Source organism: Kitasatospora sp. NBC_01560, assembly GCF_045208415.1.
Taxonomy (GTDB): domain Bacteria; phylum Actinomycetota; class Actinomycetes; order Streptomycetales; family Streptomycetaceae; genus Kitasatospora.
In genome coordinates this window covers 9,498,107-9,517,532 of sequence record NZ_CP109364.1, presented here as the reverse complement: position 1 = coordinate 9,517,532, position 19,426 = coordinate 9,498,107, and the positions used below count along the sequence as shown (strand labels likewise).

Genomic DNA, 19,426 nt, shown 5'->3' with positions numbered 1-19,426 from the left:
CCTGCCCTGACCTGCTCCGGCCCGTTCCGGCTTCTTCTGCTCAGGAGGACACGGTGACCGATCTGACCGCCGTCGACGTGCTCGTCGAGCCGGACGGGGCGACCGTGCGGCACGCCCACGCCTGGAACGCCCGGATGCGCGAGAGCGTCCCGGACGGCTTCGCCCTGGACGCCTCCCACCAGCCGCACGTCACCACCCTCCAGCGCTACGTCCGGACGGCCGAGCTGGACGAGGTGCACGACGCCGTCGAGCGGACCCTGGCCGCGACCGACACGCGCACCCTCTCCTACCGGGCCGTCGCCGTCGCACACGCCGACTGGGGCGTGCCCGGGCAGGGCCTCGCGGTCGTCCTGCTGCGTCCCGGCCCGGGGGCCCTAGCCTTCCAGGCCGCCCTGCTGGAGGCGGTCTCCCCGTTCACCGAGTCCGGTGGCACCGCCGCCGCCTTCGTCACCGACCCGGGCGAGGGCATCAGCCGGAGCACCCTCGACTGGGTCGACGGCTACGTCCCCGCCCAGATCGGCCCCGACCGGTACACCGCCCACATCACCGTCGGCTTCGCCACTCTCGACGACCTCAGGACCATCGAGGCCGAGCCGTTCGAGGCCTTCACCGTCCGCCCGGCCGCCGTCGCCGTCTACCGGCTGGGCAACAGCGGAGCCGCCCGCAAGCTCCTCCGGACGTGGCCCACCCCGAACTGACCGGGCGTGCGTCCCGGGTGATGGGCCCGGGTGCGGGCTATCCGTGGCCCTTGAGCCTGACCAGGAGGACGTCGTCGGCAAGCGCGTCCAGGTAGCCGCCGAGGTCGTGCTGGTGGTGCCATCCGTCCGCCATGTGCGGGCAGGTCTCCTCGTCCTCGCAGAGCCCGTGCACGGGACGGGTCCCGTCCTCGATCCACCAGCCGTCGAGCGTGAGCACGTCGGGCTGATCAACGGTGTTGGTCATCCGGCGCACGAACGCGGACCGCTCACCGTCGAGCGCCCCGACGAGGCCGACCTGGTCGCGCAACCACCGGATCTCGCGGCGCCCCGGGATCTGGCTGAGCGGATCGGCGGCGAAGGCCCGGAGAAGTGGCTGTGCCGTGTAGTCGGCCATCATCCGCTCCGTCGAGAAGCCCTCCGGATCCTCGATGCGCCGGGCCTGGAACACCGACCACGGCAGCATCGGCGGGTGTTCGGGGGCCAGCCGGTGCCAGAGGTCCCACGGGCCGCCCGCACCGGCACGAACCGTCGCCCTCCGCTGCGAGAGCACCCGGTACTCCGTCAGGTCGAGCATCCCCCGGGGCCCGCCGGCGCACATGCCGGGCGGGCTCGGAAGCGGCGTGCCGTCGTGGCGAGGGGCATCGTGGATCAGCAACGGGCTGTCGTGGAACCCGGACAGGACCGAGAACCCGCTGCCGTCACTGCCTCCGCGGATCAGCCACGAGTCCCAGATGAACCGCCACTGGGGATTGCTGAACATCTCGAACGGCGCCATCGCCCGCGCGAGCGCCCCGGCGAGGTCATCGCGCGCAGACGCCGGCAGACACACCACGACCCGGATTCCTGCCATCCCGCCCCGCATTCCACGTCCGCCTGTCCGGTGCACGACCGTATCCGGCGGATCCCACCCGGCACGACCGGGTTTTCCCCCGGACGGACCCGGGCGAGCGGCCGGCGCTCACGCGTCGTCGCCGGTGCCGCGGCGGGCACGGAACGCCGCTGCCTTGACCCGGTTCTGGCACGGCGTCGAGCAGAACTGGCGGCCGGCGTTGCGGGACGTGTCGACGTACACCCGGTCGCAGTGCGGGGCTCCGCAGACGCCGAGGCGTCCGGCATGGTCGCCGCCCAGCACCATGGCGAGGCCGGTGGCGCAGCCGGCGCTCCAGTTGACGGCGTAGGAGTCGGCCCCGCCGTGGAAGTGGACCTGCCACGGCTCGCCGGGAGTCCGGTCGAGCTGGGGGCGGGCGCCGGTCTCGCGCAGGAGTGCGTTCAGCGCCCGGGCGGCGTCGTCGAGGCGGTCGGCGGCCACGGCCTCGAACACGGTCCGCAGGACGCGGGCGGTGCCGGCCAGCCGGTCGGCCTCGCCGAGCTCCAGGCCCTCCCCCGCGGCGAGGGCCGCACGGACCGCCCCGACCCGCTCCGCGCCCTCGGGAGCGGTGTGACGACGACCGCGCGCCTCACCGTCGGTCAGGGCGTTGACGAGCGCCACCGAGGCGTCGAGCAGGATGCGCATGTGACTGTCGAACAACACTTGACCGGTTACCTCTCGCCCGCCTACCGTTCCCGTCACTGACCATAGAGCATTGACCAGTGACGAGGTGCCGTGGCCCACTCCGAACCGTTACCCCGAACCGTCCGCCTGCTGCTGCTCGCCCGGGTCGTCAACCAGCTCGGCGCCTTCTCCCTGCCCTTCCTCACCGCGCTGATCAGCACCGACCACGGCGCGAGCCTGACCACCGCCGGACTGGTCGGCGCCGCCTTCGGGCTCGCGACGATCCCCTCCCGGCTGGCCGGCGGGAGACTGGCCGACCGGCTCGGCCGGCGCACGACCATCATGCTCGGGCTCTGCGGCTGCGCCGTGGCCCAGCTGGCCATCGCGGCCGCCACGTCGCTCGCCGGAGCCGCCGCCGCGGCGGTGCTGCTCGGACTGGCCTTCGAACTGTACGAGCCGCCGAGCCAGGCGCTCATCGGCGAGTCCGTGCCGCAGCGGCAACGGGTCCGCGCGTTCAGCCTGCTCAGCGCGGCGCTCGCGGCGGGCGCTGCGGGCGCCGGGCTGCTCGCCGCCCTGCTCGGACGCTGGGACCTGCGCTGGCTCTTCGTCGCCGACGCCGCGACCTGCCTGACCTGCGCGCTGCTGATCCGGCTGGCCCTTCCGCACGACCGGCCGGCACCGCCCGGACCGGACCGGGACCGCCCCGCCGTACGACCGCTGCGGGACCGCGCCCTGCTCAGCATCCTGGCCACCGGAACCCTCTACGCCCTGCTCCACCAGCAGACCGTGATGACCCTGCCGCTCGCACTCGCACGGCAGGGACTGCCCGCCGCCGACGCCGGGCTGCTGTTCACCGCCACCGCGGCCACCACCGTGCTCGCCCAGCCGCTGGTCCGCCTGCCCTGGACGAACCGGCTCCGCACGCCCGTCGCGCTCGCCCTCGCCCATCTCCTGCTCGCCGCGGGCATCACGGGCTACGCCCTCGCCCACAGCCTGCCCGCACTCCTCGCCTCCGCCGTCGTGTGGGGCCTCGGCGACCTGCTGGTCATCGGCCGCGTCTACGCACTCGTCACCGACCTCGCGCCGCCCGGTGGGACCGGCCGCTACCTGGCCGCGTTCGGCACCAGCTGGGGCGTCGCCGCGACCCTCGCGCCCCTCCTCGGCACCCAACTGCTCGACCGCACCGGGACGACCGCACTGTGGTCCACCACGGCCGCGCTCTTCCTGCTGCTCGCCGGACTGCATCTCCGGGTGACGCCGGAGCCCCCGCGCCTCGGCGACGATCGCGATATTCGCGACGTTCACGGCGATACGGAGCCGACCCGCCACCGGACCCCGGACCCTGCCTGACGACTGCCGTCCGTCCCGTCACCGCACGGGATCCGCACACGGCGGACGGGCGGGCGAGGCCGATCCCCTCCGGCGCAGACCGCAGCGCCGACCCGCCCGGCACCGGCGTGGCAGCGGGCACCTGCCGAGCCGGGGGGCGGCGTGCAACAAGCGTCGGCGCGGCGCTCACTCGCCGTGGGACGGCACCGGGACCTCGCCCTTCTCCAGCGCCCTCGCAGGGGCCTGGTCCGGCGTCCCAGCCGGCGTCCCGGCCGGCGTCCCGGCCGGCGTCCGGGTGATCGGTCGGCGGCGCAGCCGGGCGAGGGCCGCCGCCGACCCGAGCAGAGCGACCAGGGCGCAGAGGAGCGTGCCCCGGTCCATCGCGGCGGTGAACGCCTCGTTCGCGGCGGCGATCAGCTGACCGGCCGGGCCGGGGAGCAGCTCGGCGGCGACGAGGTGGGCGGACGTGAGGTCGTCGGCGGCCCGCGCGGGTGCGCCCGGCAGGGCGGCGGCCAGGTGCGACCGGTAGGAGGCGGAGACGACGGTGCCGATCACCGCGATGCCCAGGGCGCCGCCCAGTTCGCGGACCACGCTGTTCACCGAGCTCGCCATCGGCGCCTTCTCGCGCGGGACGGCGGCCATGCTCGCCGTGCTGGCCGGTGCCATCACGAGGCCCATCCCCGCGCCCACCGCGCCCATGGTGAGGGCGAGCACGGCGAACGGCGTACCGGCGGTGACGAAGGAGAGACCCGCCAGCCCGGCGGCCATGACGGCGAGTCCGGCGGCGATGGTGTTCCGGGGGCCGAAGCGGGCGGTGCTGCGGTCGCTGGTGGCGGCGGTGGCCGCCATCGACAGCGCGAACGGCAGAGCACCGAGGCCGGCCTCGAACGGGCTGAAGCCGTGGACGAGTTGGAGGTACTGGGTGTAGCCGAACAGCAGCCCGAACAGGGCGAAGAAGGTGATCCCGAGGATGCCGCTCGCGACGCTGAACGTCCGGTCGGCGAACAGCCGCACGTCGACCATCGGGTGGGCGGTCCGCAGTTCCCAGCAGGCGAACGCCGTGAGCAGCGCGGCCGCCGCGCAGGCCTCGACGACGGTGCCGGCCGACAGCCAGCCGCGTTCGGGGCCCTGGACGACCAGGTCGACCAGGGCGGCCAGGCCGGTTGCCGAGAGCAGCAGTCCGGGGATGTCGAGGCGGCCGGCGCGGCGGCCCGGCAGGGCTGGGACCAGCAGCAGGGCGGCAGTCAGGGCGACGACGACCAGCGGCACGTTGACCCAGAAGACGCTGCTCCAGGCGAAGTGGTCGAGCAGCAGCCCGCCGGTGACCGGGCCGGCCACGATGCCGATGCCGGCGGTCGCGGACCAGACGGCGATGGCCCTGCCGCGCTCCCGTGGACCGAACAGCGCCACGATGATCGAGAGGGTGGCCGGCATGACGAAGGCCGCGCCCAGCCCCATCAGTGCGCGGAACGCGATGAGTTGCCCGGTCGATCCGGACAGCGCGGCCGATGCCGAGGCCAGGGCCAGCACCGTCAGACCGCCCACCAGGGCACGGCGGTGCCCCAGCCGGGCACCGAGGCTGCCCGCGGTGATCAGCATCGCGGCGAACACCAGGGTGTAGGCGTTGTTGATCCACTGAAGGTCGGCGGTGGAGGCCGACAGTGCCTCGGCCAGTGCGGGCAGGGCCGTGTTGAGCACGGTGTTGTCGATGGTGGTGACGACCAGTGCCAGGCAGAGCGCCGCCAGTGCGGGCCTGCGGCGCGGGTGACCGGACTCCGGGGCGGGTGTGTCCTCGATGCTCATGACGTCCCAATCGACGTAAGGTTATTTCCGTAAGCTTACGGCTGTTAGCTTCGCGCTCCGGACGCTACAGCGATCGACTAACACCTGTAAAGTTGCCGCCATGAAGAAGGCCCCCACCGCCGCCACCGACCACCCCGCCGCCGTCACCGACCACCCCGACGACCAGGGCGAGGACGCCTCGACCCGGCCGCGGAACCGGCGCGGACAGGGCCTGCTCCTGCGCGAGGAGATCATCCGGGCGGCCACCGCCCTCATCGTGCGCACCGGCTCGGACCAGGCCGTCACGCTGCGCTCCGTGGCGCGCGAGGTCGGCATCGCCGCCCCCTCGATCTACGCGCACTTCCCCGACCGGGACGCCATCGTCGAAGCGGTCGTCGTCGAAGCGATCACACAGCTCCACCAGGCGATCAACGCTGCCGTCGCGGCGCACGACGACCCGGTCGAGGCACTGCTCGCGGGCTGCGCCGCCTACGTCGATTTCGGCGTCCGCGAACCCGCCCGCTACCGCGTCCTCTTCGGCTGGGCCCGCCCCAAGCCCGGCGCCCCCGCCGCCGACGTTCCCGGTAACCAGGGGCTCGACGCCTTCCAGACCCTCGTCGACAACCTCGACGCCTGCGTGCGCGCCGGCCGCTCGGCCAGCACCGACCCCTTCGCCGACGCCGTGACCATCTGGACGGCCCTGCACGGCCAGGTCACCCTCCGCGCCGACCTCCCCGACTTCCCCTGGCCCCCCACCGACACCGTCGACCGGATGACCCGCCGCCTCGGCCGCATCAACCCCTGACCCACCCGGCGAAGCCGGCCGTCGTCCACCTCCTCCCGCTCCTCCCCTCCTCGACGTGCCCGACGTGCCCGAGACGTGCCCGACGTGCCCGACGTGCCCGAGACGTGCCCGACGTGCCCGACGTGCCGAGGGGGGCTTCCCGGGGCCCCGCACACGACTCGTCCCTGCTCCGGGCGGGCCGCCGTCCCCGGCCGCCGCGCCGACCGGGCTACCCGGCTGCGGGGGTACCACGGAACGGCCGTCGGCGCAGGGCAGCGCCGACGGCCGCGGCCCGGTCCGCCGGGCCGGTGTCCGTCCCGTCGGTGGAGCGCCGGGCGATGTGGCCGTCGGGGCGGACGAGGACGGCGCCGTCGGGGCCGGTACCGGCGAGGACGGCGAACTCGGGCCCGGGATCGGCGTGGCGCAGGCCTGCGGCGTCGGCCGGCCCACGCCAGGCGGGTGGGCCGAGCAGGATCCGGCCGCCGGCGGGGAGGTCGAGGGTGGAGTGCGTCCGGGCAGGGTCGGTCCAGGCGTGCGGCAGGCTGGTGCCGGGGCTGCCGTCGAGGTCGGCGGCGACGGGGCCCGACTCATTCGCCGTACCGGCGAGGACGGCGGCGGAGCGGTAGCGGCCACCGAGACCGTGGGCGGCGGGGGTGGTCCAGTCGGGGTCGGGTGAGGGGTGGCTGCCGGGGGCCATGGCCCGCGCGTTGGCGCCCGACGCGGCGACGGCGTGGACGGCGGCGGGGTATGCAGTCCGCGGGGCGCCCCCTTCCGTGCCGGGCGCGGGCATGCTCAAGGCACGAAGACGATGTCCACTGTCCTGGGCACGAGCCGCGGCCCGAGCCGGGTCAGGACACGCTCGTCCGACAGCGAGCCCCCGAGGTCGAGGCGGTGCCACGCTGTCGCGGCCGAGGCACCCGAGATCCTCATCTCGAACGCCTCGCAGAGGATGTCGAACATGAAGTACGTCTTCCGGGGGGTGCCGTCGTCGGCGCCCAGCTCGGAGGACAGCCACCACAGTGTGTCGAGCGTCGATCCGCTCTTCCTGCCGTGGTCCCGCAGCCGCAGTACGAACTCGCGGCGGTCGAAACCGGCCTCGTGGAACGCGGGCATGATGTGGCTCCTTCCCATGGGTCCGTCACCGGTCGTTCCGGCCGGAAGATCACCTCGACGGAGGTGTAGTTCCCCCTGGTCCCGACGAGTTCCACGACCTCGACCCGCGTGTACTTCTGCGGCCGGCCCTCGCGTCCCGCCGTCTTGCCCGTGAACGTACCGCGCGCCGCTTCCCCGTTGGACAGGAGCGGATTGCTCCGCAGCAGCTCGTTGAGCTTGTCCAGGTTGGACCGGAGATCGCGCGAGTCGTCCCAGACGCCCCGGACGCCTTTCACCTGGTCGCCGAAGTGCTGCATGGCCGCCGTGAACTGGTCGCCACCCACCGGCACGCCGGGGCGGTCCGGACTGTGCCCCGCGGCCGGGCAGCAGGCAGCGAGGTGCGGGCGGACTCGGGCTCTTGCCCAGTCCGCCCGCACCGGTCGGTCGGGCTACGTTGCGTCGCTGCTGGCGGCTGCGGCGGCTCCGAGCCGGCCCTCCCAGCACCGGTACAGCTGGTGCGGCACGCCGACCGCGTCCAGGACCCGGCCAGCGACGAAGTCGACCAGCTCGCGGACGGTGGAGTCGCCGGCGTAGAAGCCCGGCGATGCCGGCAGGACGACGGCGCCCTGCGTGTCCAGCTCCACCAGGTGCTTCAGCGTGGTGCCGTTCAGCGGGGTCTCGCGCACGCACACGACCAGGGGGCGGCGCTCCTTCAGGGTCACACTCGCGGCCCGCTGGAGGAGGTCCTTCGACAGGCCGAGCGCGCTCCCTGCGACGGCCGGGTGAGGCGAGCACCGTTGCGGTGGCGGGGGTGACTCACCTGGACGAGGTTGTGCTCCAGTAAGGGACGTGTGGCGGCTTCCAGGGGACCGGGGGTGTCTCGGTAGCCGCCACCACGCCCGTTGAAGGACCTCTTCCTCGACTTCCTGTGCCCAGGTGGGCAGTTGGTGAGCGGGTAGCGATCCGGTGCGAAGCACCGTGTCGTACTTGGCGCGTTTCGCTTCAATGCCGGCCGGAAGGCCCGGGATCCAGTTCACGGGGGAAGTCTGCCGCCGTCGCCGCCCTGCTGTCCGCCACTTCCCGACTCGTGCCGCCGGGAGCCGAGACCTGTGCTCCAGGCCGGGGTGTCTGTAGCGGCTTCTACGCTCGGGATCATGACCCCCACCCCCATACCTCCCGAGCTTCCGCGTGCCCGCATCCAGGCGTCCGGCCCGGCCGCCGTCCTGGAGATCAACGGCCGCAACATCTCCGACCAGGTCCGCGAGTACCAGCCGCGGCACGCCGCCGGGCAGCCCCCGGAGGTGCTGCTCCTCCTCAAGCCGTCCGACGACACGGACTTCGACGGCGTAGCGCGCGTTCTCGTCGGCGAGGACCCCGCGCCGGGCCCGGCCGCCGCCCGGTTCCTTGCCGCGCTCGACGACGCCGAGGTCGAACGGGCCGTCCTCGCCCGGCACGACCTCCTCGACGGCGCCCCGCACGAGTTCGCGCGGGCGCTGCTCACCCAGCTCGCCGAGTGGGCGTCGGGCAAGCGGCAGCCCGGCGAGCCGGTCGAGGTGGCGGGCTGATGGCGTCGGTGAGCAGCAACGCCGCGGTCCTCGCGGCCCGCTTGGAAGCGCAGGCCGTGGAGCTGCTTCCCTCGGCCACCGCCGTGGTCACCCGTCACGCGATGCTGCTGGAGACCGCGATCAAGGCCGCCGCGTCCGGCCGACCGGGTCCGAACGCGCCAACGGGCGGCTACCGCCGGTCGTGGACGAGCGAGGTGGCAGTTGCTCCCCGCTCGGCCCCGGGGATCGTTGCGCGGCCTCCGTCCGAGCACGGACGGGAGCTGTTCGGCGGCGGCACCGGCGCCCCGACCCGCTCCGGCGGATGCCCGGAATCCGGGTGACACGCCGGCGACGGCTGCACGACACTGAGCGCCATGCAGCCAACCGACGAGCCCGAGGCCGTGGTGTCCCGGTTGTGGCACGAGTCCAGGAGCGAGCAGCCGTCCGCACGGCTGAACGCGGCCGAGCCCGCAGGTGTCGACCTGGCCGCACTCGACGTCAGGCTCTCGGGCTGTCTCCACACCTGGCTGTTCCACCGCGACTCCTTCGACGGCCGGCACCTGCGCACCGTCAGGGCGCTTCTCCACGAGCTGGAGCGGGCGCTCCCCGCGCTCACCGAGGAGGACGACCTGCGGTTCTGGCGGCGGTACCAGCGGATGGCGCAACTCGTCCTGGAGCACAGTCCGCACGCTTCCGGCTGAGAGGGCCTCTCGGCGCCGCCCGCCCGACCGGGGCCCGCCCGGCCCGCCGCTCCACCACGCAGCACTCCGGTACTCCGGGCACTCCGGCACTCCGGGCCGACGTCGCACCGCGGCCCGCCGCGCCTGTGCGCGCAGCCTCCCGTCCGAGGGGGCTGCGCGCAGAGGCGCGGCGGGGGTGCTCAGGAGCCGTCGAGGAGGGCCGTGATCTTGTCGGCCATCGCGGCCTGGGCGGGGTTGGCGGACGGGCGGGCGTGCTGGGCGGCCCGGACGGCGACGGTCAGGGTGGCCCGGAAGTTGTCGACCTCGTCGGGGGCCTTGGCCGCCAGCAGCTCCAGCGAACGGCGGATGGCGTCGAACACCTGGTCCGCGACCTCGGCCGTGGACTTCCCGCCGAGCTTCATGCCCTTCGGGTGCTCCGCGAGAAGGCGGCCGACCAGCCCGGTGGCGGAGCCGAGGGCCTTGCCGGCGGCCACGCCGGCCCTGGTGGAGGAGATCGCGCCGGGGTCGGCGGCGGCCATCAGGCCCGCGACGCCGTGGGCGGCGGTCCGGACGGTCAGCTTGTCCTCGGCGGTCAGCACGCCGGCGGTGTCGGACATGGCGGTTTTCCTTTCTTGTGCGTGCGCTCGGTGCGCACGTTCGGGTGTGCGCTCGGCGAGCGCGCGGAACCGGGGTGGGCGGGTGAAGGTCGGTCAGCGGGTGGCGGGCACGGGCTCGTGCGCACCGTCCTCCTCACCCGCGACCTCGGGGAGGTCGTGACGGGCGAGGCGGCCGGCGGGCAGGAACGCCCCGGCCACCGCGGCGAGCAGGTAACCGCCGACGCAGACCGGGGCCGCCGCCAGCAGGGCGGTCCGCAGCACGGCGGGGTCGTAGCCGTTGTGACTCCGGCCGAAGAAGACCGCCCCAGCGACGGCGACGCCGAGGGCCGCACCGAACTGCTGGAAGGTGCTGTAGACGCCCGAGGCGGCGCCCGCGTCCCGGACGTCGACGGTGGCGAGTGCCAGGTCGACCAGCGGCACGACCAGGAAGCCGAGCCCCAGGCCGGCGAGGGCGAGCGGCCACAGCAAGTCCCAGCCCGACAGGTGGCCGCCCTGGGAGTCCACCACCTGACGCGCCCAGGCGATGCCGCCCGCCTGCATCAGGGCTCCGACGATCACCAGCGGCTTGCCGGCCCTCGGGGCGAGCGGCACGGAGACGGCGGAGCCGAGGAAGGCGCCCGCGGTGAACGGCAGCAGCGTCAGACCGGACGCCATCGCGGAGAAGTGCAGGCCGAGCTGGAGGTAGAGTGCGAGGATCAGGAAGAAACCGGCCATCGCGGCGGAGAAGCACAGCTGGACGAGGCTGCCGGAGGTGAAGCCCCGGTCCGCGAACAGGTGCATCGGCGCCAGCGGCGAGCCGCCCCGGCGCATCCGGCGCCGCTGGTTCACCACGAACACGCCCAGTACGAGCGGGGAGGCGGCGAGCATCAACCGGATCCAGACCGGCCAGCCCGCCCCGCGGCCCTCGACCAGCGGGAAGACCAGCAGGAACAGACCGGCGGAGGCCAGCAGCAGGCCGGGGACGTCCAGGCGCAGCGGGTGGGCCGAGCGGGTGTTGGGCACCAGGCTCCGGGCGGCGGTGAACAGGGCGAGGCCGACGGGGACGTTGATGACGAAGATGCTGCGCCAGCCGATGCCGAAGGCGTCCGCGGACACCAGCCAGCCGCCGACGAGCGGACCGGCGACGGCCGCCAGGCCCGAGACGGCGCCGATGACGCCGAGGACGGCGGCGCGCTCCCTGGGCCGGTAGAGGGCCTGCACGGAGGCGAGGACCTGGGGGACCATGCAGGCGGCGAAGGCACCCTGGACGACGCGGGCGGCGACGAGCATGTCGCCGTTCTGTGCGAGGGCGGCGGCCAGGGAGGAGGCGGTGAAGCCGGCCACGCCCGTGAGGAACATCGTCCTGCGCCCGAGGATGTCGCCCAGGCGCCCGCCGGTGATCAGCACGACCGCGAACGCCAGGGTGTAGCCGCCGACGACCCATTCGAGCTGGCCGGGGGTGGCGTGCAGGTCGTTCCGGACGGCGGGGAGGCCGACGTTGACGATGGTGGTGTCGAGCAGGTCCATGAACGACGCGACGATCAGGACGAACATCGCCAGGCCGCGCCGGCGGTGGACGGGCGCGGCCCCCGGGGACGCAGCTCCCGGGGACGCGGCGGCAGCGGGCGGGGGCGGTTCGGCGGTCGCAGGCGCGGAAGTCGGCGTGGGCGCAGGCGTGGGAGTGGGCGTGGCATCGGGTGTGGACGTGGGAGTGCGGTGTTCGGGCATGGCCTTCTTCGATCGTTCGAGGGTGCGAGGGCACGAGCGCACGGGGTTCGACGTCGCGACGCTTCGAGGGGCGGATACCGCGAGGCCCTGGCCGGATGGAGCGGCCGACAGGCAGGGGGCACCACCACGAACTATTTCGTTCGGACGAAAGAAGCATAGCAAGTAGTTCGATGCGCCGAAACAGTTTGCTAGCCTTGGGTCCATGACGAGCACCGACCAGCCCTCGCGCGGCGAACTGATGGCCCGGCTCCACGCGGCCGGGAGAGAGCTCAGCACGGCTGCGGTCATGTACCACAGCGCGCTCGCGCAGCTGCACGGCCTCAGCAGCACCGAGGAGAAGGCCATCGACCTGCTCCAGCGGTTCGGCCCGCTGACCGCCCGTGAGCTCGGCGAGCACGCGGGCCTGGCGCCGGCCTCGATCACCGGCCTGGTCGACCGGCTCCAGCGCAAGGGCTTCGCCCGCCGCATCCCCAACCCCAACGACGGGCGCAGCGTGCTCATCGAGGCCGCCGAAGGCTCCACCGACGCCCTCGCCCCCCACTTCGAACACTTTCTCCGTGGCATGGACGGACTCTGCGCGCGCTTCAGCGACGCCGAACTGGCCACGATCGTCGACTTCCTGGGGGCCAGCGCCGGCATCCAGCGCGAGGCGACCACCCGGCTGACCGCCTCCCGGCCGGGCTCGCGGCCGACCGGCGGGGAGACGGCCCTGACCCGCAGCCAGAAACTGACCGTCCAGACGGCGGCGCACGGCGTCGTCAGCCTGATGGCCGCCGCCGACCCCGGGGCGTTCTCCTCCGCCCGGGCCGGCATGGCCGCGGGGAAGGCCCTGTCCTCCGCCACCGGGCTGACCGGCCGCATCCTGGCCGAGAAGCCCCGGGGCATGAAACTCGGCAAGTCCACCGCCGAGGTCGCCGACCAGGTCTTCCCCGCCCTCGCCGCATCCGTCGCCCTGCTCGGGGAGATCGACCCGGGCGAGGCCGAGAACTTCCGCTCCGTCATCCAGGTCGCCGTGGACGCCGCGATCAAGACCCGCAACGGCGAAAGCCCCGCCATGAGCGCTATGGCCGCCAAGATCGGCGCGGCTCTCGACGGCGCCTGACCGCGTCCCTGACGCGGTGATCGCTGCCCGCCTCGTGGATCGCGGGCGCGCATGACGCCGCGATCGGCCACGGAGCGTGATGGCAGGGCAGTCGGCCGGGACCGCGGGGACGGGGGGCGCCCCGGGTCCCGGCCGTGGGAGGCACCGGCCGCGCGCGGACGCAGCCGGTCTGCTCAGCAGCCCTTCAAGGGGGTGGTGGGACTGCTGTGACGGGAATGCTAGACCGGCCACGGCCTCATGAAAAGGCTTGTGACCTGGCTTGTGACCTGCCATTTTTCGACCGCGGACATGCCAGGGAGCTGTGCTCCAGCGCCACCGGCCGGGCGGTCGGCCCGAAACGTCGTCGACAAGGGCCGCCTCGCCGGGCCGAAGCCCCGCACACGCCTCCCGAGAGGACGCACCGGCGGGCGCCTCCTCCGGCCACCGCTACGCGTAGTGAGACTGCCTGACCCGCCCCGGCACGAAGCAGCGTTCCTGCTCAACCGGTTCACGCCTCCCCGGCGCCCCGGCGCGTGGACGGCACCGGGCCCCGGCCCACCGGATCCCGGCGCCCCGAGCCGGACCGACCGGTGTGCCGTCTGCACGAGCGGGACGTCGCCGGCGGCACGAACACCGGGGAGGAGGAGCGGGCGGCCTACCCCACCCTCATCGGCAGCCAGGACGGCCACCACGGCGGCCGGCCGCCGGGGCAGAGCCCGGGGAAGTAGAAGCCGGGCGCCTCACCGTTGTTGACGGCGAAGTCCCCGACGAAGACTGCGGCACAGACGGCTGCGGCCAGCAGGCAGCCGACAGCGATCGCGGCGCCGCGCGGGCGCCCCCACATGACCAGGCGGCCCAGGCCGAAGCCGAGGCAGAGGGACGCGGTGTAGCCCAGGATCCGGAGCGTGGAGAGGTCGATGCCGACTTCCACGGCCGAGTGCGGGGAGGTGTCGACAGCGACCTCGGTGGCCTGGTCCGAGCAGTAGGTCCAGGTGTCGAGGATGTTGCTGTCCTGCCACGTCATGACCACGAAGCCCAGTACCAGGGCCAGGACGATCCCCGAACAGCCCTGGTAGACCGCCCGGTTGGTCCCGTTCTGCTGCGCCGCCGCCTCGTCCTCGATGTCGGCCGCTTCTCTGCCGGTGCCCCTTGCCACTGTCCGCTCTCCCCCGTTTCCACCGACGACGAGTCGGCGCCGCTTCCCACCACAGCCCGGTCCACCGGCCGGAACCGGCCGGAATCCGTCGTGCTCCGGCGCGAAGGCCGGCTTCCGTGGGCGAACGGCCGGAGCGTGCGCGAGCCGGCTTCGAGCCGTCGGTCGCACGACGGTGCCAACCGGATCGGCGCAGGTTATCCGATCACCGGGCTGCTCAGGGAACCGGCCCACCGGGCCATCGGCCCCGGCCGGGCCGGGTGGTGACCCCGCTGCGCGGTCAGTACCGGCCGGTGGGACGGGAGCGGGGGCCGCGCGCGAGCCGGTAGAGCACGTGCCGGCGCAAGGGGTGCCCGACCGGCAGCCGTGGATGGTCGAAGTCCTCGCGCGGGTCGTGCGTCATGCCCAGGCGCTCCATGACCGCGCGGGAGCGCAGGTTGCCGGCGACGGTGAAGGAGACGATCTCCCGCAGGCCCAGCGCCCCGAAGCCGAACCCGACGGCCGCGGTCGCCGCCTCGGTGGCGTAGCCGTGCCCCCAGGCCGGCCGGGCCAGCCGCCAGCCCACCTCCACCGCCGGGGTGAAGGAGGCGTCGAACGTCGTCCACGACAGGCCCGTGAAACCGAGGAAGGCTCCCGTCGAGACCGACTCCAGCGCCCACCAACCCCAGCCCTGGTCCTCGATCGTGGCGCGGATCCGGTCGGCCAGCGCATCACTGGCCGACCGGTCCAGGGGCGCCGGAAGGTGGGCCGTCACCTCACGGTCGGCGTTCAGCTCGGCGAAGGGCTCCCGGTCGGACGGCTGCCAGGCGCGCAGCAGGAGACGGGAGGTGCGAAGCTCCACCGGCGGAGAGAACCTCATGGGACCTCCCGAACCCCGCACCGTCAGGGCGACGCGTTCCTCGGCACGATCGGACAGGTCGGACACCCCATCAGGCGTGGGGCGTCCAGAAGTGGGCGAGCCGGGTGGTGCCGGGCTCGACGGACGTCCACGGCCCGGTGAAGGTGAGGACGGCGACGGCGCTGGTCGGAAAGCCGGTGCTGTCCATGCGCGGCAGGAGGCCCTCCTCCGATTCGCCGGCCAGCGTGCCGGCCAGGGCGTGGAGGCCGGGGTTGTGCCCGACCAGGACGAGGTCGGCCACGTCGTCCGGGGTTTCGTGGAGCAGCGCCACGAGCGCGTCCGACCCGGCCCCGTAGGCTCGCTCCTCGAAGACCGTCCTGGGGTGCTCGTGCAGCTGGGCATCGACCAGCTGCCAGGTCTCCCGGGCGCGCAGCGCCGTGGACACGATGGCAAGACCGGGCGCCAGGCCGGAGACGGCGAGCCAGCGGCCGGTGACGGGCGCGTCCCGGCGGCCCCGCTCGGCCAGGGGCCGCTCGTGATCCGGCTCCTGGTCCGGCTCGGCCTTCGCATGCCGGATCAGCACGATCCTGTGCACCGCCACCTCGGACATCTCGCTCTCCCTCTCCAACGCTCAACGGGACAGCCCGACGCTACCGACCCACCGCCACCGGCCCCGCCAGGAAACCGCTCCCGCCACCCGAACAGCCGCCTGCCGGACCGCCCGTCAGCCCGTCAGCCGGTCAGCCGGCGATCGGCACACCGGTCAGGGCCGGGACGAACTGGTCGAACTCGGTGCGCCAGTAGCGGCCCACGTTCAGGCGGGTCGGCTTCTCCTCGCCGGGCAGGTGGAGGTGCATCGAGCTCCACACGGTGCCGCGGTCGACCTGGCTGATCAGGCCGCGGGCCTGCTCCAGCGGGAGGACGTGCAGCAGCGCCTGGGGCCGGTTGCTCATCCGCGAGGCGCGGTGCACGACGACCACGCGCTCGGTCAGGGTGACGAAGTAGTACTTGACGAACAGCTGGCCGATCAGGCCCAGCTGGCTCATCAGCCACGGGCTCGGGCCGGTGACGGTGTGGAAGGTGACGACGGGCCGGTCGTTCGGCTCGATGGCGGCAATCGCCTGGGCGACCTGCTCCTGCATGGTGGACTTACGGATCGCCATCTGGCGTGCTCCTCCTGGGAACGTGCGCGATCCCCCACCGGGCGCGCGGTACGAAGCCGGGAGCGTAGCGTCCGTCGGACCGTCCTATCAACGCTCGAACTCCGGCCGGTGAATTCGTGACCAAGAATTCACCGGCCCACGTGCATGGCCACCGGAGGGAGGTGGCGCGGGCCTACCGGGCCGACGCTCCCGCCGCAGCCGGTACCCGGACCTCCGGCCGCGCGGGGGCCGGTACCGCGGCCTTGCGCGCGTGCAGCACGGTGGCGTCGAGCGGCAGCGGCGAACCGTCCAGCAGTTCGAGGCCGGCGTCGGCCAGGAGCCGGGCGAAGTGGTCGGCGCGGCGTTCGCGGCCGCCGGTGTTGCACATCATGTGGAGGTCCCACGCGGTGGCCAGCGAGGCCGAGCCGTCGGCGGGCAGCACCCGCTCGACGATGAGCAGGTCGGCGTGGGCGGGCATCGCGCGGGCCACGTGGCGCAGGATCTCCCGGCACCGCTCGTCGTTCCAGTCGTGCAGCACCCGGGAGAGCAGGTAGACGTCCGCGTCCGGCGGCACGTCCGCGAAGTCCCCCGCGAGGTAGGTGCAGCGCCCCCCGAGGGCCGCCGCGTCCAGCAGCCTGCGGGCGGCGGCCACGGCGTGCGGCCGTTCGAGCAGGACGCCGCGCAGACGCGGGTGCGCGGCCAGGACGCGTCCGAGCAGTTCCCCGTTCCCGCCCGCGATGTCGACGACGGTGCCAGGAACGGGGGCCCGGCCTGCGGCCGCGAGCACGGGGTGCGCGGGAACCGGCTCGAACATCCGCGAACTCGCGGCCATCGACCGGTCGAACAGCTCCGCCAGTTCGGGATCGCGGGCGAAGTGGTCGAAGTGGTTCTCGCCGAAGAGGTGGTCGAAGGCGGCCTCTCCCGTCCGCACGGTGTGCCCGAGCTCCGCGAAGGACCGGTAGAACGGGCCGCCGTACATCAGCGCCAGCGGCTGCATCGACCCCGCGGTGTCCGCCCGCAGGAGCGCCCCCGTCCCGGTGAGCCGGAAGCCGTCCGGGTGGTGCGCCACCACATCCAGCATCACGAGGTAGCGCAGCAGGGTCGCCAGGCTCTGCGGGTGGGCGCCGAGTCGCTGGGCCAGCGCCTCGGCAGTGGTCCCGGCGCGGGTGTCCAGGGCGTCGGGCACCCCCAGCCGGGCGAACACAGCGAGGGCCTGGGTCGTCCAGGCTCCGGTGAGCAGGTGCAGCAGCCTTTCGGACCGGCGGTGCTCGTCGGACCGGCGGTGGTCGTCGGACCGGCGGTGCTCGTCGGACCGGCGGTGCTCGTCGGACCGGCGGTGCTCGGCCGCCTCGTGGTCCGGGCGGCGCGGCCCCGGAGCGTCGGCGGCCGAGGACGGCTGCCGGCCCGGCTGCCCGGCGGAGCGCTTGCCGGGGCCATTGCCGGGGTCCTTGCCCAGGTGCGCGGCCAGGGTGTCCGGATGGGCACCCGACACGTGCAGCTCCAGCCGCCGGTAGCCGGTCTCCGACCCTGCGGGCGCGGTGAAGTAGAGGACGGTGCCGTCCTCGTGCGGGTTGTAGCCCCCCCGCCGTCGGGGTTCGCGCCGTGCCGGGCGAGGAGCGCGCAGAGGCCGTCCAGGACGAGCGGATCCGTGGAACCGACCTCGAAGGCGAGGTGCGCCTCGTGCTGCCGCGCTCGCTCGTACGCGGCGAGCGCGGCCAGCCCGGAGCCCGGCGAGACGGTCAGCGCGAACACCTCGATCACCCGGAGCTCGCCGTCCGGACCGTGCACCGGCGGCCGCAGGATGGCGACGTCCAGGGCCGCCGCGTCGTGTCCGTGCCGCCGTGCCAACCGGTCCCGGACCACGACGCTGGGCGTCGACGGGGCGTCGACGGCCAGCCCGCAGGCGACCAGTTGGGCGAGCAGCGCCTCCCGGTCCGGCGGGAAGACCAGCAGGGCCGCGTGCGCGAAGCGGCAGTGGTGCGCCAGCGCCCGCAGTTGGGGTCCGTGCAGGCCGGGCAGCAGCAGGCGGAGCAGGGCGGTGCCGTCCTGCTCGCGAACGAACGCGGCCGCCGCGAGGAGGCGGGCCGCATCGTCGGCGGCGGGCGTCGTCGTGGATGCGGCTGTGGATGCTGTCGTGGGTGTGGGCGTGGGCGTGGGTGTCGTCATGGCGTGGGTCCTTCTCCGGTGTTCGGGGTCTGCCCGGCGCGGGCGGCGGGAGACTGCGGTCGGCGGGAGGCGGCGGGAGGCGGCGGGTGGCGGCGGGTGGCGGCGGGTGGCGGCGGGAAGGAGGCTCAGACGCCGACGTAGTACGTGGCGAACCAGTCCTGGCGGGTCCGCGAGGTACGGAGGGCTTCGAGGGCCTCGTCCGCCGCGGATTCGTCGAGCGGATACCGCAAGAATTCGTGGAAGAACGATTCGCCACCCGGCGCCGCCGTGCGGTGCAGCAGCCGGATCATCCAGTGCGAGAACCGCTGCGCCCGCCGGATGTGGGCCAGCGCCCGCTCCGAGTACCGCTCCAGGGCCCCGGGGTCACCGTGCACGAGGTCGGCGGTCAGGGCCTGCGCGAGCAGCTCCGCCTCCAGCACCGCGAGGTTGGCCCCCTTCGCCGCGGCCGGGCTGATCAGGCTCGCGGCGTCCCCCGCCAGGAGGAGCGATCCGTGCCGCAGCGGCTCGATGACGTCGGACTCGAAGTCGACGACCCCGCGGTGCAGGATCCGGCCGCGGGTCAGCGCCCCGTACTCCGCGGCGTACAGCCGCGTTTCGAGCTCGTCCCAGATCTGCTCGTCGGAACGGGCGCCGGCCGCGGTGCCGCGCTCGCATTCCAGGTAGTAGCGCGTGACCTCCGGGGTGCGGGCCATGTGTCCGGCGAAGCCGCGCTCGTGGACGGCGTAGCCCACGGCGTCCAGGCTCGGCGGTGCCTCGGCGAGCAGGCCGAGCCAGGACACCCCGTGGTCCCGGTGGTGGCGGACGGCGCCGCGCGGCAGGGACCGCCGGGCCGCGCCGTGCCGCCCGTCGCAGCCGGCCACGTACCTGGCCCGCCACTCGCCGGGGCGGCCGTCCGCCTCGCGCACCGCCACGGACGGACGGGTCGTTCCCGCGTCGTGCACGGCCAGGGCCTCCGTCTCGAAGCCGATCCGCCCGCCCGCCCCCAGGTAGTGGGTCAACAGGTCGGTCACCAAGTCCTGTTGGGGGTAGACGGTGTGCCGTTCGCCCCGGCCGAGACTGCCGTAGTCCAGACGGAAGCGGCCTCCGGCCGTGCGGAACTCACAGACCCCGTGCGGCCGGCCGTGCCGGTGCAGGCCCCCGGCCAGCCCGTGGCGGTCCAGGATCCGCACGGTGTTGGCCGCGAGGAAGCCGGCCCGCGCCCTGGTCTCGACGCGGGTGCGGTCCGCACGTTCGAGGACGACGCAGTCGACCCCGTTACGGTGGAGCAGGTTCCCCAGGAGCAGGCCCGCCGGGCCTGCTCCGAGGATCACCACGTCGGCCG

General features: G+C 74.0%; 20 protein-coding genes and 1 pseudogene. 7 read left to right on the top strand and 14 right to left on the bottom strand.

What is annotated here, in order from left to right:
- The first annotated feature begins 53 nt into the window (after positions 1-53).
- The gene (locus OH807_RS40600) at positions 54-698 is read left to right on the top strand and encodes a hypothetical protein (protein ID WP_406210344.1); all 645 of its coding nucleotides are present in this window, start codon (positions 54-56) and stop codon (positions 696-698) included.
- Positions 699-735: 37 nt separating this feature from the next.
- Here the strand turns inward: OH807_RS40600 and OH807_RS40595 are convergent, their stop codons facing one another.
- Both OH807_RS40595 and OH807_RS40590 read right to left on the bottom strand, forming a co-directional pair.
- Complete coding sequence (locus tag OH807_RS40595; RefSeq protein ID WP_406210341.1) at positions 736-1,548, bottom strand: hypothetical protein; 813 nt, start codon at positions 1,546-1,548, stop codon at positions 736-738.
- Positions 1,549-1,656: 108 nt separating this feature from the next.
- Complete coding sequence (locus OH807_RS40590; RefSeq protein WP_406210339.1) at positions 1,657-2,229, bottom strand: CGNR zinc finger domain-containing protein; 573 nt, start codon at positions 2,227-2,229, stop codon at positions 1,657-1,659.
- 72 nt (positions 2,230-2,301) lie between these two features.
- Here OH807_RS40590 and OH807_RS40585 point away from each other — a divergent pair, with 72 nt between their 5' ends.
- Positions 2,302-3,540, top strand: coding sequence for an MFS transporter (locus OH807_RS40585; RefSeq protein WP_406210337.1), 1,239 nt, complete (start codon positions 2,302-2,304; stop codon positions 3,538-3,540).
- A gap of 165 nt (positions 3,541-3,705) precedes the next feature.
- Here the strand turns inward: OH807_RS40585 and OH807_RS40580 are convergent, their stop codons facing one another.
- Positions 3,706-5,322, bottom strand: coding sequence for an MFS transporter (locus tag OH807_RS40580; protein WP_406210334.1), 1,617 nt, complete (start codon positions 5,320-5,322; stop codon positions 3,706-3,708).
- A gap of 100 nt (positions 5,323-5,422) precedes the next feature.
- Between OH807_RS40580 and OH807_RS40575 the strand changes: the two genes are divergently transcribed.
- The gene (locus tag OH807_RS40575; protein ID WP_406210331.1) at positions 5,423-6,106 is read left to right on the top strand and encodes a TetR/AcrR family transcriptional regulator; all 684 of its coding nucleotides are present in this window, start codon (positions 5,423-5,425) and stop codon (positions 6,104-6,106) included.
- A gap of 208 nt (positions 6,107-6,314) precedes the next feature.
- Here the strand turns inward: OH807_RS40575 and OH807_RS40570 are convergent, their stop codons facing one another.
- The 3 genes from OH807_RS40570 to OH807_RS40560 all read right to left on the bottom strand — a co-directional run bounded on the left by OH807_RS40570 (position 6,315) and on the right by OH807_RS40560 (position 8,214).
- Positions 6,315-6,875, bottom strand: coding sequence for a hypothetical protein (locus tag OH807_RS40570; RefSeq protein ID WP_406211443.1), 561 nt, complete (start codon positions 6,873-6,875; stop codon positions 6,315-6,317).
- A 2-nt stretch (positions 6,876-6,877) separates the two neighbouring features.
- On the bottom strand, positions 6,878-7,198 hold the full coding sequence (locus OH807_RS40565) for a hypothetical protein (RefSeq protein ID WP_406210328.1): 321 nt from the start codon (positions 7,196-7,198) through the stop codon (positions 6,878-6,880).
- A 428-nt stretch (positions 7,199-7,626) separates the two neighbouring features.
- Positions 7,627-8,214: a flavoprotein gene (locus OH807_RS40560; RefSeq protein ID WP_406210325.1), complete on the bottom strand. Its 588-nt coding sequence runs from the start codon at positions 8,212-8,214 to the stop codon at positions 7,627-7,629.
- Positions 8,215-8,331: 117 nt separating this feature from the next.
- Here OH807_RS40560 and OH807_RS40555 point away from each other — a divergent pair, with 117 nt between their 5' ends.
- The 3 genes from OH807_RS40555 to OH807_RS40545 are packed head-to-tail and all read left to right on the top strand — an operon-like array spanning position 8,332 to position 9,422.
- Positions 8,332-8,742: a hypothetical protein gene (locus OH807_RS40555; RefSeq protein WP_406210322.1), complete on the top strand. Its 411-nt coding sequence runs from the start codon at positions 8,332-8,334 to the stop codon at positions 8,740-8,742.
- Positions 8,742-9,062, top strand: a complete 321-nt coding sequence (locus tag OH807_RS40550; RefSeq protein ID WP_406210319.1) for a hypothetical protein — start codon at positions 8,742-8,744, stop codon at positions 9,060-9,062. Before OH807_RS40555 ends, OH807_RS40550 begins: the two co-directional genes overlap by 1 nt.
- Positions 9,063-9,095: 33 nt before the next feature.
- Positions 9,096-9,422, top strand: coding sequence for a hypothetical protein (locus tag OH807_RS40545; RefSeq protein WP_406210317.1), 327 nt, complete (start codon positions 9,096-9,098; stop codon positions 9,420-9,422).
- A 179-nt stretch (positions 9,423-9,601) separates the two neighbouring features.
- On the opposite strand, the gene OH807_RS40540 is transcribed toward OH807_RS40545, so the two are convergent.
- Together OH807_RS40540 and OH807_RS40535 are read right to left on the bottom strand one after the other, a co-directional pair.
- Complete coding sequence (locus OH807_RS40540; RefSeq protein WP_406210315.1) at positions 9,602-10,018, bottom strand: hypothetical protein; 417 nt, start codon at positions 10,016-10,018, stop codon at positions 9,602-9,604.
- A 93-nt stretch (positions 10,019-10,111) separates the two neighbouring features.
- On the bottom strand, positions 10,112-11,551 hold the full coding sequence (locus OH807_RS40535) for an MFS transporter (RefSeq protein WP_406210313.1): 1,440 nt from the start codon (positions 11,549-11,551) through the stop codon (positions 10,112-10,114).
- Positions 11,552-11,927: 376 nt separating this feature from the next.
- Between OH807_RS40535 and OH807_RS40530 the strand changes: the two genes are divergently transcribed.
- Complete coding sequence (locus OH807_RS40530) at positions 11,928-12,827, top strand: MarR family winged helix-turn-helix transcriptional regulator (RefSeq protein WP_406210311.1); 900 nt, start codon at positions 11,928-11,930, stop codon at positions 12,825-12,827.
- A gap of 634 nt (positions 12,828-13,461) precedes the next feature.
- Here the strand turns inward: OH807_RS40530 and OH807_RS40525 are convergent.
- The 6 genes and pseudogenes from OH807_RS40525 to OH807_RS40500 form a co-directional block, all read right to left on the bottom strand.
- Entirely contained in the window at positions 13,462-13,962 is a 501-nt protein-coding gene (locus OH807_RS40525; RefSeq protein WP_406210308.1) for a hypothetical protein, read from the bottom strand.
- Between the two features lie 277 nt (positions 13,963-14,239).
- On the bottom strand, positions 14,240-14,818 hold the full coding sequence (locus OH807_RS40520) for a GNAT family N-acetyltransferase (RefSeq protein ID WP_406210305.1): 579 nt from the start codon (positions 14,816-14,818) through the stop codon (positions 14,240-14,242).
- Positions 14,819-14,888: 70 nt separating this feature from the next.
- Positions 14,889-15,407: a SixA phosphatase family protein gene (locus tag OH807_RS40515; RefSeq protein WP_406210303.1), complete on the bottom strand. Its 519-nt coding sequence runs from the start codon at positions 15,405-15,407 to the stop codon at positions 14,889-14,891.
- 130 nt (positions 15,408-15,537) lie between these two features.
- Entirely contained in the window at positions 15,538-15,960 is a 423-nt protein-coding gene (locus tag OH807_RS40510; protein WP_406210301.1) for a hypothetical protein, read from the bottom strand.
- Positions 15,961-16,132: 172 nt separating this feature from the next.
- Positions 16,133-18,105: pseudogene (locus OH807_RS40505) on the bottom strand (methyltransferase).
- A gap of 125 nt (positions 18,106-18,230) precedes the next feature.
- On the bottom strand, positions 18,231-19,418 hold the full coding sequence (locus tag OH807_RS40500; RefSeq protein ID WP_406211441.1) for a 4-hydroxybenzoate 3-monooxygenase: 1,188 nt from the start codon (positions 19,416-19,418) through the stop codon (positions 18,231-18,233).
- Positions 19,419-19,426 lie beyond the last annotated feature (8 nt).

What these genes read in the sequence shown, in the direction of transcription:
- OH807_RS40535 (WP_406210313.1), bottom strand. Translation starts at nt 11,551, where the DNA reads ATGTTCGTCCTGATCGTCGCGTCGTTCATGGACCTGCTCGACACCACC.
- OH807_RS40510 (WP_406210301.1), bottom strand. Translation starts at nt 15,960, where the DNA reads ATGGCGATCCGTAAGTCCACCATGCAGGAGCAGGTCGCCCAGGCGATT.
- OH807_RS40520 (WP_406210305.1), bottom strand. Translation starts at nt 14,818, where the DNA reads ATGAGGTTCTCTCCGCCGGTGGAGCTTCGCACCTCCCGTCTCCTGCTG.
- OH807_RS40550 (WP_406210319.1), top strand. Translation starts at nt 8,742, where the DNA reads ATGGCGTCGGTGAGCAGCAACGCCGCGGTCCTCGCGGCCCGCTTGGAA.
- OH807_RS40530 (WP_406210311.1), top strand. Translation starts at nt 11,928, where the DNA reads ATGACGAGCACCGACCAGCCCTCGCGCGGCGAACTGATGGCCCGGCTC.
- OH807_RS40545 (WP_406210317.1), top strand. Translation starts at nt 9,096, where the DNA reads ATGCAGCCAACCGACGAGCCCGAGGCCGTGGTGTCCCGGTTGTGGCAC.
- OH807_RS40565 (WP_406210328.1), bottom strand. Translation starts at nt 7,198, where the DNA reads ATGCCCGCGTTCCACGAGGCCGGTTTCGACCGCCGCGAGTTCGTACTG.
- OH807_RS40580 (WP_406210334.1), bottom strand. Translation starts at nt 5,322, where the DNA reads ATGAGCATCGAGGACACACCCGCCCCGGAGTCCGGTCACCCGCGCCGC.
- OH807_RS40540 (WP_406210315.1), bottom strand. Translation starts at nt 10,018, where the DNA reads ATGTCCGACACCGCCGGCGTGCTGACCGCCGAGGACAAGCTGACCGTC.
- OH807_RS40555 (WP_406210322.1), top strand. Translation starts at nt 8,332, where the DNA reads ATGACCCCCACCCCCATACCTCCCGAGCTTCCGCGTGCCCGCATCCAG.
- OH807_RS40575 (WP_406210331.1), top strand. Translation starts at nt 5,423, where the DNA reads ATGAAGAAGGCCCCCACCGCCGCCACCGACCACCCCGCCGCCGTCACC.
- OH807_RS40595 (WP_406210341.1), bottom strand. Translation starts at nt 1,548, where the DNA reads ATGGCAGGAATCCGGGTCGTGGTGTGTCTGCCGGCGTCTGCGCGCGAT.
- OH807_RS40570 (WP_406211443.1), bottom strand. Translation starts at nt 6,875, where the DNA reads ATGCCCGCGCCCGGCACGGAAGGGGGCGCCCCGCGGACTGCATACCCC.
- OH807_RS40515 (WP_406210303.1), bottom strand. Translation starts at nt 15,407, where the DNA reads ATGTCCGAGGTGGCGGTGCACAGGATCGTGCTGATCCGGCATGCGAAG.